The organism is Bradyrhizobium iriomotense (assembly GCF_030160715.1).
GTDB classification, from domain to species: Bacteria; Pseudomonadota; Alphaproteobacteria; order Rhizobiales; family Xanthobacteraceae; genus Bradyrhizobium; species Bradyrhizobium iriomotense.
Genome location: NZ_BSOW01000043.1, coordinates 42658 through 54820, shown reverse-complemented (window position 1 = coordinate 54820; position 12163 = coordinate 42658). Strand labels below are relative to the sequence as shown.

Below are 12163 nucleotides of genomic sequence, written 5' to 3'. Positions count from 1 at the left end.
GATGCGCTTTGCGTCAGCCCAGGCTCGTGCCCTGCTTGAACAGGCCGACCTTCAGATCCTTGGCGCGATAGATAATCTGGTCATCGACCGAAAGCCACCCGTCGGCAATGCCCAGCACCAGCTTTGAACGCATCACGCGCTTGATGTCGACGTTGTACACAACCTTGCGTGCCTCGGGCAGCACCTGGCCGCCGAACTTCAATTCGCTCAATCCCAGCGCGCGGCCGCGGCCCTCGCCGCCGATCCAGCCGAGGTAGAATCCGACCATCTGCCAGAGCGCGTCGAGGCCAAGGCAACCCGGCATGACGGAATCGTTCTTGAAATGGCAGCCGAAGAACCAGAGGTCCGGCTTGACGTCGAGCTCGGCACGCACCAGACCCTTGCCGAATTCGCCGCCAGTATCGGAAATTTCCGTGATGCGGTCGAACATCAGCAGCGGCGGCAGCGGCAATTGCGCGTTGCCGGGGCCGAACATCTCGCCACGTGCACAGGCCAGCAGATCCTCGTATTCGTAACCGTTGCGCCTGTTCAGCATCCCGGAGCCTCTGTTCAAATCCCGATGGGACAGTTTTGGCGACAATGGCCCCGTTTCCCGACGGGAGGAGCGCCATTCGCCGTTGTCAGGCGCGAAAACCGCGCGACCGGACGGACCGCGGGCCAAGCCTCGTTGAGCCCGGCTGCGCCAAAATCGGTTAAGCGGGACCGCGCGCTCTCTATCATAGGCCTTCCCGGCGTCAAAGTGCCCTTTACAGGGTAAAATGATCGCATCTTCGCCCCGGTTCCGACCGACTTAGAACCACTCTAGTTGCGAGAAACTTGCATCTGCATCTATCCGTCCATATATTGCAGAACAATAGTGTTTTTCCTCGCGTGCCCTGAAATTGGAAATGAGCGATAACGCCCCGAACCACCACGACGAAACCGCCCATTCCGCGTCCCTCCACTCCGGACGCCAGCCGGCCTTGACCGGTTGCCCGTGGCACGACGTCAACGAAATGCTCCAGGCTGCCGGGCTTCGCCCGACGCGCCAGCGCATGGCGCTGGGCTGGCTGCTGTTCGGCAAGGGTGCGCGGCACCTGACCGCCGAAATGCTCTATGAGGAAGCGACGCTGGCCAAGGTTCCGGTATCGCTGGCGACCGTCTACAACACGCTGAACCAGCTCACCGATGCCGGTCTGCTGCGCCAGGTCAGCGTCGACGGTACCAAGACCTATTTCGATACCAACGTCACCACGCACCACCACTACTATCTCGAGAATAGCCACGAGCTGGTCGACATTACCGACCCGCATCTGGCGCTGTCGAAGATGCCCGACGTGCCCGAGGGCTACGAGATCGCGCGCATCGACATGGTCGTGCGCCTGCGCAAGAAGCGCTGATGCTTCAAATCTCGCGTCGTCCCGGCGAAGGCCGGGACCCATACCGCGTGATCTATCGATAGGCACAGCTATCCGTACCACGGGACGACTGCGTAACCACCGGTCTTCGTCAAACTTTTGCCTGTGGTTATGGATTCCGGCCTGCGCCGGGACGACGGCGACGTGCGCGTCAATTCACCTGCTCGTCGGAGTAGACGCCCCAGAGCCGCTCTTGCTGGATCCAGCCGTCAAAGCCGCTGCCCGTGACGTGGCACCAGCCGGTGGTGCATTTCTTGACCTGGGCAACGACGCCGGCCTGGAGCTTTGCGGCGATCGCGCTCTCGGCATCGGCGCGATCATAGATCGGCGCGAGATCGTCCTTGTGCTTCATGGTGACGACTGCGGTGCGGCGGCCCGACAGCAATGAATGATAGACCCAGCCCTCGGCACCTTCGGAATCGCGCACCCGCCGCCAGTTCTCGAATTCGGCGGTGATTTCGACTGGCAGGCCGGCGCGGGTATAGACCCAGGCCACGTCATTGTCCTTGGTCGGACCTGCGCGGACATTCACATGGTCGGATTTGAGGCTGACATAACGCGGCACGGGAAGGCCGCTTGCGGTTTGAGCCGCGTCCTTGGCCGAATGTCCGGGGCTGACCAAAGCACCCAACCAACCCAAGACGAGCGCTACAACAGACCAAAAACGCCCCAACGCCATCACGACCCGTCTCCCGCCGGAACCCCGGCGCAAGCACGCCGAATTCCGCAAATCACTTCCAAACCCCGCCGCACGCCCCTCTCCCCGCCCCACGCGGGTCTTTCCCGGCTCTGCCGTGGTTCTTGTCTTGGCCCGGCCATCTGCTAGAGAGGACGAGCGTCTAACAAACCAGTTTGGCCCGATTTTCCGGCCGGAAATGTCGGGAGAGCTTCAAGGAAACGCCGGGGACGATGCGGCAGGGCCAGTGTCGAACACCCGGGTTAATGAGGTCTGAACGGTTAAGCCTTTGACGACAGAGGCGACCAGCGATGCCTCATGAAAGCAGGACATGTCGGTCAAGAAAAAACCCCTCGTCGTCGTGACACGCAAGCTGCCGGACTCGATCGAGACGCGCATGCGCGAATTGTTCGACGCCCGGATCAATCTTGACGACACCCCGATGTCGCGGGAGCAGATCGCGGAGGCCGCGCGCTCGGCCGACGTGCTGGTTCCGACCGTGACCGACCAGATCAACGCCGACGTCATCAACCAGCCCGACTGCAAGCTTCGCCTGATCGCGAATTTCGGCAACGGTGTCGACAATATCGACGTCGAGGCGGCGCATGCGCGCGGCATCACCGTCACCAATACGCCGAAGGTTCTGACCGAGGACACCGCCGACATGACCATGGCGCTGATCCTCGCGGTGCCGCGCCGGCTGATCGAGGGCGCCTCGGTGCTCACGGAAGGCAAACCCTGGGCGGGCTGGTCGCCGACCTGGATGCTCGGCCACCGCATCGGGGGAAAACGGCTCGGCATCATCGGCATGGGCCGCATCGGCCAGGCCGTGGCGCGACGCGCCCGCGCCTTCGGCCTTCAGATCCACTATCACAACCGCCGTCCCGTCGCGCCGAAGATCGCCGACGAGCTGGGCGCGACCTATTGGGAAAGCCTCGACCAGATGCTGGCGCGGATGGACATCATCTCGGTGAACTGTCCGCACACGCCTGCAACCTACCACCTGCTCTCGGCACGGCGGCTGAAGCTGATCCGGAAGGACGCCTACATCGTCAACACCGCGCGCGGCGAGGTGACCGACGAGGACACGCTGATCAAGCTGATCGAAGCCGGCGAGATCGGCGGCGCCGGCCTCGACGTCTACGAGCACGAGCCTGCGGTCAATCCAAAACTGGTGCGGCTCGCCAAGGCCGGCAAGGTGACGCTGTTGCCCCATATGGGCTCGGCCACGATCGAAGGCCGCGTCGAGATGGGCGAGAAGGTGATCATCAACATCCGCACTTTCCTCGACGCCCACAAGCCGCCGGATCGCGTGCTGCCGAGCATGCTCTGACCTTCAGCCGCGCCGTTGCACGTGGATAGCAAACGGCCGCTCGCGCGCTGAGCAGCGCCACCGCTACTCGCGGTGGATGCTCAGATCCTCGAACACGGGTCCATCGCCATTGAGCGGATTGGCCGGATCGCGCGCGTAGCGCAGCGTCTCGAAGCGCATCGCGCGCGCATCCAACATCAGGAGACGGCCGACCAGGCCCTCGCCAAAGCCGACGATCTCGCGGATCGCTTCCAGCGCCATCATCGAGCCGAGCACACCGGCGAGCGCCCCCATCACGCCGGCTTCGGAGCAGGCCGGCACGGTGCCGGGCGGCGGCGCCTCCGGGAACAGGCAGCGATAGGTCGGATTGAATTCGCCGGCTTCGTTCTTCTCATGCGCGCGGATGGTCGTCAGCGAACCGTCGAAGGTGCCGAGCGCGGCCGTGATCAGCGGTCTTTTCGCGAAGAAGCAGGCGTCCGAAACCAGATAGCGGGTGGAGAAATTGTCGGAGCCGTCGAGCACGAGGTCGTAATCGCCGATCAGGCCGAGCGCGTTGTCGGCGTTGAGCCAGGTGGCGTGACCGACGAAGCGCACATGCGGATTGAGCGCCGCGATCCGCTCCGCGGCGCTCTCGACCTTGTGCCGGCCGATATCCGGCGTCGTGTGGATGACCTGACGCTGCAGGTTGGAGAGCGACACGACGTCGTCATCGACGACGCCGAGCGTGCCGATGCCGGCAGCGGCAAGATACATCAGGGCCGGCGCGCCGAGACCGCCGGCGCCGATCACCAGCACCGAGGCCTGCTTCAGCGCGGCCTGACCCGGACCGCCGACGTCGCGCAGCACGATATGACGGGCATAGCGTTCGAGTTCGTCCGGACTCAGCACACTCTTTGCTCCTGAACCACCCCGACATTGTTTGCGACCAACGAGATGTGCTTCAATGAGCCCACGTTCAATGGCCGGGTTGGATTTGTCATGAGATCGATGCTCGCGGCAACATTTGTGTTGATGACCGCGACTGCCGCGCACGCGCAGATGACGACGCCGCCGCTTCCCGGCACCAAGCCGAAGACGGTCCAGACCGTTCCGATCCGTCCCGCATTGCAAACGCCGTCCGAGACTGCGGACGCCATGGGGCAGGCGGAGCGCCTTCTGCTGCAATCCGACCTCGCCTGGGTCGGGCAGTACAACGGCGCGATCACCGGCGACGTCAGCGAGCGCATGGTCAACGCCATCAAGGAATACCAGAAGGCGCAGGGCGGCAAGCCGACCGGCGTGCTGAACCCGCAGGAGCGGGCGGCACTTGCCGAGACGGCGCGCAGGAAGCAGGAGAGCGTCGGCTGGAAGATCGTGATGGAGCCGACCAGCGGCGCGCGGCTCGGCATCCCCGGCAAGCTCGTGCCGCAGCAGGCGACCGATGCCAACGGCTCGAAATGGACCTCGCCGACCGGCACGGTGCAGGTGTTGCTCAGCCGCCGCAAGGAAGCGAATCCGACCACCGCAAAGCTCGCCGAAGCAGAGAAGAAGGAACCGGCCGGGCGCAAGGTCGATTACACCGTGGTGAAGCCCGACTTCTTCGTGCTGTCGGGATTGCAGGGCCTGAAGAAGTTTTACGTGCGCGGCACCTTCAAGGGCGATGAGGTCCGCATCATGACGATCCTTTACGATCAGGCCATGGAGAACACCGTCGAGCCGGTCGTGATCGCCATGTCGAGCGCCTTCAGCGCGTTTCCGTCAGGGCCTCAGCCCGGACCAGCGCCGCGGAAGACCGTCGAATATGGCACCGGCGTCGTCGTCAGCGATGACGGCGCGATCGTCACCGACCGTCTCGTCACCGACGGCTGCCTTGCCCTCACCATCGGTGGCCACGGCAATGCCGACCGGCTCGCGGAAGACAAGGAGCACGACCTCGCGCTGCTGCACATCTATGGCGCGCGCGGCTTGAAGCCGCTGAGCCTTTCGACTGGCGGGGCCAAAGCGGCCGTTGATGTCGTCGGCATCGCCGATCCGCAGAACCAGGGCGGCAGCGCCGCCGTCTCGAGCCTCAAGACCGCGCTGGCCCCGGTCGCCGGCGGCGATGCGGCGCTCTCGCCGCCGCCGGCGGTCGGATTTTCCGGCGGCGCCGCGATCGATGGTGACGGCAAGTTCGCCGGCATCGCGCTGCTGAAGCCGATGGTCGTCGCCGGCCCCGCCAATGCGGCGCCATCAGCGCAGGCGGTGATGGTGTCCGCCAACATCGTCCGCGATTTCCTGAAAGCGAACGATGTCACCGCGAATGGCAGCTCCACGGATGCAAAAGCGGCCGTCGTGCGCGTGATCTGCGTGCGGAAGTAAGTCGAGCCGGTCATACGTACGACTACCTATCCAGTACTTGTACGGATTAGCTGGCATCCCCTATTCCGCCATCATCGTTACAGCTGATTCGGACATCCGCGATCCCTTTGGATCGGGCCGGGCACGTCCTGAGCGAGAAGCGCTCAGCATCACCGTCGATGCACGTTCGCGTGGCGTTACCCGAGACCCTGGCAATCCAAAGGATTCATCATCGATGCATACTATCGTACTGGCCACCCAAAAGGGTGGCAGTGGCAAGAGCACCCTTGCCATCGGCCTCGCGCTGGCCGCAAAGCAGGCCGGATTCAGCGTTCGCCTGATCGAGACCGACCCACAGGGCACGCTGTCGAACTGGCAGCGCCGCCGCACCGAGACCGAGCCCGTGGTCGAGCCGATCTACCAGGCCGCCAACATCGAGCCGCGCCTGAAGATGCTGGCGTCGAGCGGTCTGCAGCTCGCGATCGTCGACACCGCAGCCGGCCTCAGCGCCGCGACCACCGCAGCGATCCGCCATTCCGATCTGTGCCTGATCCCGTCCCGGCCCACGGTCGCTGACATCGAGGCCACCGCCTCGACGCTCAGCGTCGCCCGCGCCTGGAAACGACCCTTCGGCTTCGTGCTGAACCAGACGCCGATCCGCGGCCAGCGCATCGATCATGCAGCCAACACGCTTGCCGATGAGGCCGCGCTCGAGCTCGCCGACGTGCTTGCGCGTCCACTGATCGTGATGCGCAACGACCACCAGGACGCGCTCGCCGCCGGCCTTGCAGTCAGCGAATTTGCGCCCGGCAGCAAGTCGGCCGACGAGATCCGCGGCCTCTGGCAGTGGATCGAGACCCGGCTCAACCTCTCGTCCACGACCAATCTGCTGATCGATCAAGTCATCTCGGCCGCGGACGGGATGATGCACGCCGCCGCCAAGATTGCATCTAACGATGCGGCCACGCTGACGTCCTGAGCGGGGCAATCGCTCGGACGATCGCCGGGCGTCCTGTTTCCGGTAACAGGACGCCCAAACAACGAAGCAATCCGGCCACCAGCCCGGCCGGATTGCTTCGCTTCGCGTTGATCGCAGTTGCTAACGGTTGCCATCGCCACGATCTCGCTTCGCCTCTCCCGCAAGCGGAAGAGGGAGCGCAGCATGACCTGCTACTTCTGACATTTCGGGCACCAGAACGTCGATCGTCCGTTCTGGGTGAAGCGCTTCACGATGCCGCCGCAGCCCGGCGTCTTGCACGTCTCGCCTTCGCGATCATAGACCTTGAACGAATGCTGGAAGTAGCCGAGCTCGCCGGAGGTCTGGCGATGATCGCGCAAGCTCGAGCCGCCCGCCTTGATCGCATCGTTGAGCACGGCGTGGATCGCGCCGACCAGCCGCTTTGCATGATCGGTCGATTCACCCTTTCGCGTGGCGAGCGTCGCGGCAGTCCGGCGCGGCGACAGATGCGAGCGATGCAGCGCCTCGCAGACATAGATGTTGCCAAGCCCCGCCACCACGCGCTGGTCGAGCAGCGCCGCCTTCAGGCTGGTCTTCTTGCCGGCGCAGGATTGCGCCAGCATCGCGGCGTCGAATTCATTGCCGAGCGGCTCGGGGCCGAGCCCGCGCAACAGCGGCTCGTCCTCGAGCGCATTGCGCGCGATCACTTTCATGTAACCGAAGCGGCGCGGATCGTTGAACACGATGTCGGCGCCCGAGGACATGCGAAACAGCACGTGGTCGTGTGTCGAATCCTTGCCCCTGGGATAGTGAAATTCTCCCGGCGACTTTTCATCATCCGGCTTGATGACGCGGAACGAGCCGGACATGCCGAGATGCATCAGCAGCACGTCGCCCGAGGCGAGATCGGCCATGAGGTATTTTGCGCGCCGGCCGAGCCCCGTGACCACCTGGCCCTGGAGCCGCGCCACGAAATCCGGCTGAAAGGGAAAGCGCAAATCGGCCCTGCGGGCCTCCGCCTTGACGATTTTTGCGCCTTCCATGACGGGCTGGAGTCCGCGGCGGACGGTCTCGACTTCGGGCAATTCAGGCATAGTCGGGCATTCACCTTATGAGGGCGGTGTGATAGCGCCATTGCGGCGGCCGCGCTATGGTCCGCCTCGTGGAGTAGAGTAATGGATCGGCCGGGCGAAACCACGCATTTTGGCTTCAGGGACGTCCCCCTGAGCGACAAGCAGACGCTGGTGAACGACGTGTTTCACAGCGTTGCTTCGCGCTATGACCTGATGAACGACCTGATGTCCGGTGGCCTGCACCGGGTCTGGAAGGACATCATGATCAACGCGCTCGATCCGCCCAGGGGCGATCGGCCGTTCGCGCTGCTCGACGTCGCCGGCGGCACCGGCGATATTTCGTTCCGCGCCGCCAAGGCGGCGGGCACCGGCTTTCATGCCACGGTCTGCGACATCAACGCCAACATGCTGGCCGTGGGACGCGAGCGCGCCGAGAAGCGGCACCTCGACACCCAGGTCGACTTCGTCGAGGGCAATGCCGAAGCGCTCGCCTTTGCCGATCGCAGCTTCGACGCATATACGATCGCTTTCGGAATCCGCAACGTGCCGCGGATCGATCTCGCACTTGGCGAGGCCTATCGGGTGCTGAAGCCGGGCAGCCGTTTCCTGTGCCTGGAGTTCTCCACGGTCGAGATGCCCGGGCTCGATCGTCTCTACGACCTGTTCTCGTTCAAGGTGATTCCGCCGCTCGGCCGCATGGTCACGGGCGATTCCGAGTCCTATCAGTATCTCGTCGAATCCATCCGCAAATTCCCGAAGCCGAACGCCTTCGCCGACATGATCCGAGCGGCCGGCTTCTCCCGCGTGAGCTGGCAGACCCTGTCCGGCGGCATCGTCGCATTGCATTCAGGCTGGCGTTTGTGATCTCTGCCATTACCCACATTGCGCGTCTTGCCCGCGCCGCGATCGTGTTCGCGCGCGAGGGCGTGTTCGGCGCCGTCGATCCGAGCCTGGTGCCGCCGCCCGGACAACTCGCCTTGAAGCTTGCCCGCCTCGTCGAACGGCGCGGCCCAAAGCACGGACCGCGACTGACGCGCGCGCTGACCCGGATGGGCCCGGCCTATCTCAAGCTCGGCCAGTTCCTGGCTACGCGCCCGGACGTCGTCGGCGTCGTCATCGCGCGCGACCTCGAAAGCCTCCAGGATCGCCTGCCACCTTTTTCGCAAGCCGAAGCGGAAGCCGCGATCGCGACCTCGCTGGAGCGTCCGCTGACGGAAGTGTTCGCGAGCTTCGGCCCGCCCGTTGCGGCAGCCTCGATCGCGCAGGTGCATCGCGGCGAGGTGGTGCGCGACGGCGTGCGCAAGCCGGTCGCGATCAAGGTGCTGCGGCCCAACGTCGCCGCACGCTTCCGGCGCGACCTCTCCGATTTCTTCTTCGTCGCGCACAGGGCCGAGACCCATTCGGCCGAGGCGCGACGCCTGCGCCTCGTCGAGGTCATCAACACCATGTCGCGCTCCGTCGCCATGGAGATGGACCTGCGGCTGGAAGCGGCTGCGCTGTCCGAGATGGCGGAGAACACGCAGGACGATCCGGATTTCCGCATTCCGACCGTCGATTGGGATCGCACCACGCACAACGTGCTGACGATGGAATGGATCGACGGCATCGCGCTGAACGATCACGCGCGCTTGCAGGAAGCCAATGTCGACCTGCCCGATCTCGGCCGCAAGATCATCCAGAGCTTCCTGCGCCACGCGCTGCGCGACGGCTTCTTCCACGCCGACATGCATCCGGGCAATCTGTTCCTGGACGATGCGGGACGTCTCGTCGCGGTCGATTTCGGCATCATGGGCCGGCTCGGACTGAAGGAGCGGCGCTTCCTCGCGGAAATCCTGCTCGGCTTCATCACCCGCGACTATCGCCGCGTGGCGGAGGTGCATTTCGAGGCGGGCTACGTGCCCTCGCACCATTCGGTCGAGAACTTTGCGCAGGCGATCCGCGCCATCGGCGAGCCGATCCACAACCGCACCGCCGAGGAGATCTCGATGGCGCGGCTGCTCACGCTGCTGCTCGAGGTCACCGGCCTGTTCGACATGACGACCCGGCCCGAGCTGATCCTGCTCCAGAAGACCATGGTGGTGGTCGAGGGCGTGGCGCGCGGCTTCGATCCAAAGCTCGACATCTGGAAGACCGCCGACCCCGTGGTGCGCGAATGGATCGAGCGCAATCTCGGACCCATCGGCCGCGTGCAGGGCGCGCTCGCCGGCACCGGCGACATCGCGCGGGTGCTGATGAACCTGCCCGATATCGCCGCGCGCTCGGTCAAGGTGCTGGAGCAGCTCGAGACCATGACGCGCGAGGGCCTGCGGCTGTCGCCGGAGAGCATCGCGGCGATGGGCCGCAGCGAGGGCCGCAAGAACCGCTGGCGCACCGTGGCGCTCTGGATCATCGCCGCGACCTTCATCGGAATCCTGATCGCCGTCCGGAATCTGTGATTGCGATGCAATCACATATTTGATAGCATTGCTATCATTTCTGCCGGAGGGCGTCATGGCCAGCCTGACCATCCGCAAGCTCGACGAGAGCGTCAAAACCTATTTGCGCCTGCGCTCGGCCAAGAACCGCAGGTCCGTCGAGGAAGAGGTTCGGGTCATCCTGCGGGAGCTGATCGAGGGCCGCGAGGAGCCGCTGACGCCGTTCGCGGTGCCTCCAGCGCCATCCCCCGCTCCCACATCCCCACGCGCCAGCGCGCTGCCCGAGGCCAGCGTCACCCTGATCATCGGCGGCGGGATCGCGGCTTACAAATCGCTCGACCTGATTCGCCGGCTCAAGGAACGCCGCGTCGAGGTCCGCTGCGTGCTGACCAAGGCCGCCGAGCAATTCGTTACCCCGCTGGCGGCAAGCGCGCTGTCCCATGAGCGCGTCTATACCGACCTGTTCGACCCGCAGAGCGAGTTCGACGCCGGCCACATCCGCCTGGCGCGCGACTGCGACCTGATCGTGGTGGCCCCCGCGACCGCCGACCTCATGGCCAAGATGGCGAACGGGCATGCCGATGATCTCGCCAGCGCCATCCTGCTCGCCACCAACCGAAAAATCCTGCTGGCGCCGGCGATGAACCCTCTGATGTGGAACAACGCCGCGACGCGCCGCAATGTGGCGCAGCTCCAGCGCGACGGCGTGGTGCTGATCGGCCCCAATGCAGGTGAGATGGCGGAAGCCGGCGAAGCCGGCGTCGGGCGCATGTCAGAGGCGATCGAGATCGCCACCGCCGCCGAACGCCTGCTGCGACCACCGCTGCCGCGGCCGCTTGCGGGCAAGCGCGTGCTGATCACCGCAGGCCCAACGCATGAGCCGATCGATCCGGTGCGCTACATCGCCAACCGCTCCTCCGGCAAGCAGGGTTTTGCCATTGCCGCCGCCGCGCAAGCCGCAGGCGCCGAGGTCATCCTGGTGAGCGGCCCGGTCGACCTCGACGATCCCGACGGCGTCAACGTCAAGCATGTGGAATCGGCCCGGCAGATGCTGGAGCATGTGCAGGCCTCGCTTCCGGTCGACATCGCCATCTTTGCCGCAGCCGTCGCCGACTGGCGCGTCGCCAATGAGGGCGAGCAGAAGCTGAAGAAGACGTCGGCCGGCATGCCGCCGCTTCAGCTCGTCGAAAACCCCGACATCCTCGCCACGATCTCGAAACTCAGGGACAAGCGTCCGCCGCTGGTAATCGGCTTTGCCGCCGAGACCGAGCACCTCATCGACAACGCCAAGGCCAAGCTCGCGCGCAAGGGCTGCGACTGGATCGTCGCCAACGACGTCTCGCCCGCCACCGGCGTGATGGGCGGCGACCGCAACACCGTGCATCTGCTCAGCCGCAAAAGCGGTGGGGAGGACGGCGAGATTGCGGTTGATTCCTGGCCGGTGATGACCAAGGAACAGGTCGCCATCGAGCTGATCGCGCATGTCGCGAAAAGCGTGGCCGACAACCCCCTGGAGCCGGCATCTTGAGCACGAAAGTCGCGGTCGAACTGCAACGCTTAGGCCATGCCGAAGGCCTGCCGCTCCCGGCCTATCAGACACAGGAGGCCGCCGGTCTCGACCTGATGGCCGCGGTTCCCGAGAACGAACCTCTGACGCTCGCCCCCGGCAAGCACGCGCTGGTGCCGACCGGACTCGCGATCGCACTGCCGGCCGGGTACGAGGCGCAGGTGCGGCCACGTTCGGGGCTCGCCGCCAAGCATGGCGTCACCGTGCTGAACTCGCCCGGAACGATCGATGCGGACTATCGCGGCGAGGTCAAGGTGATCCTGATCAATCACGGCGATGCGCCGTTCGCGATCAAGCGCGGCGAGCGCATTGCGCAGATGGTGATCGCGCCGGTGGTTCAGGCCAGCCTGGTTCCCGTCGCCACGCTGTCGACGACGAATCGCGGGGCCGGCGGCTTCGGCTCGACCGGACGCTGAACATTCCGACAATTCCGATCGAATTGACCGCAAA

12 protein-coding genes are annotated in these 12163 nt (G+C 65.0%); 8 read left to right on the top strand and 4 right to left on the bottom strand.

Annotated features, from left to right (window positions below):
* Nucleotides 1-13: 13 nt before the first annotated feature.
* Nucleotides 14-535, bottom strand: a complete 522-nt coding sequence (gene fabA / locus QQL28_RS39640; protein ID WP_284274436.1) for a bifunctional 3-hydroxydecanoyl-ACP dehydratase/trans-2-decenoyl-ACP isomerase — start codon at nucleotides 533-535, stop codon at nucleotides 14-16.
* A 352-nt stretch (nucleotides 536-887) separates the two neighbouring features.
* On the opposite strand from fabA, the gene irrA reads away from it, so the two are divergent.
* A complete protein-coding gene (irrA, locus tag QQL28_RS39635) occupies nucleotides 888-1379 on the top strand; it encodes an iron response transcriptional regulator IrrA (RefSeq protein ID WP_284274435.1) in 492 nt (163 codons plus the stop codon).
* A 169-nt stretch (nucleotides 1380-1548) separates the two neighbouring features.
* Here irrA and QQL28_RS39630 read toward each other — a convergent pair whose 3' ends face one another.
* Nucleotides 1549-2076: an SH3 domain-containing protein gene (locus QQL28_RS39630; RefSeq protein WP_284274432.1), complete on the bottom strand. Its 528-nt coding sequence runs from the start codon at nucleotides 2074-2076 to the stop codon at nucleotides 1549-1551.
* Nucleotides 2077-2404: 328 nt separating this feature from the next.
* On the opposite strand from QQL28_RS39630, the gene QQL28_RS39625 reads away from it, so the two are divergent.
* Entirely contained in the window at nucleotides 2405-3406 is a 1002-nt protein-coding gene (locus QQL28_RS39625; protein WP_284274430.1) for a 2-hydroxyacid dehydrogenase, read from the top strand.
* Nucleotides 3407-3469: 63 nt separating this feature from the next.
* On the opposite strand, the gene QQL28_RS39620 is transcribed toward QQL28_RS39625, so the two are convergent.
* The gene (locus QQL28_RS39620) at nucleotides 3470-4273 is read right to left on the bottom strand and encodes a HesA/MoeB/ThiF family protein (RefSeq protein WP_284274428.1); all 804 of its coding nucleotides are present in this window, start codon (nucleotides 4271-4273) and stop codon (nucleotides 3470-3472) included.
* Between the two features lie 90 nt (nucleotides 4274-4363).
* On the opposite strand from QQL28_RS39620, the gene QQL28_RS39615 reads away from it, so the two are divergent.
* Entirely contained in the window at nucleotides 4364-5722 is a 1359-nt protein-coding gene (locus QQL28_RS39615; protein ID WP_284274426.1) for a serine protease, read from the top strand.
* A 214-nt stretch (nucleotides 5723-5936) separates the two neighbouring features.
* On the top strand, nucleotides 5937-6680 hold the full coding sequence (locus QQL28_RS39610) for a ParA family protein (RefSeq protein ID WP_284274424.1): 744 nt from the start codon (nucleotides 5937-5939) through the stop codon (nucleotides 6678-6680).
* A gap of 191 nt (nucleotides 6681-6871) precedes the next feature.
* Here the strand turns inward: QQL28_RS39610 and mutM are convergent, their stop codons facing one another.
* Nucleotides 6872-7753 carry a bifunctional DNA-formamidopyrimidine glycosylase/DNA-(apurinic or apyrimidinic site) lyase gene (gene mutM / locus QQL28_RS39605; protein ID WP_284274421.1) on the bottom strand — a complete coding sequence of 294 codons (882 nt, stop codon included), beginning with the start codon at nucleotides 7751-7753 and terminating at the stop codon, nucleotides 6872-6874.
* Nucleotides 7754-7834: 81 nt separating this feature from the next.
* On the opposite strand from mutM, the gene ubiE reads away from it, so the two are divergent.
* Genes ubiE through dut form a run of 4 tightly spaced genes read left to right on the top strand, consistent with a single transcriptional unit; the run spans nucleotide 7835 to nucleotide 12129 of the window.
* Nucleotides 7835-8596, top strand: a complete 762-nt coding sequence (gene ubiE / locus QQL28_RS39600; protein ID WP_284274419.1) for a bifunctional demethylmenaquinone methyltransferase/2-methoxy-6-polyprenyl-1,4-benzoquinol methylase UbiE — start codon at nucleotides 7835-7837, stop codon at nucleotides 8594-8596.
* A complete protein-coding gene (gene ubiB, locus QQL28_RS39595; RefSeq protein ID WP_284274417.1) occupies nucleotides 8593-10167 on the top strand; it encodes a 2-polyprenylphenol 6-hydroxylase in 1575 nt (524 codons plus the stop codon). The genes ubiE and ubiB overlap by 4 nt, the downstream gene beginning before the upstream one ends.
* Before the next feature lie 55 nt (nucleotides 10168-10222).
* Entirely contained in the window at nucleotides 10223-11674 is a 1452-nt protein-coding gene (gene coaBC, locus QQL28_RS39590) for a bifunctional phosphopantothenoylcysteine decarboxylase/phosphopantothenate--cysteine ligase CoaBC (protein WP_284274415.1), read from the top strand.
* A complete protein-coding gene (dut, locus tag QQL28_RS39585; RefSeq protein WP_284274413.1) occupies nucleotides 11671-12129 on the top strand; it encodes a dUTP diphosphatase in 459 nt (152 codons plus the stop codon). The genes coaBC and dut overlap by 4 nt, the downstream gene beginning before the upstream one ends.
* The last annotated feature ends 34 nt before the right edge of the window (nucleotides 12130-12163 follow it).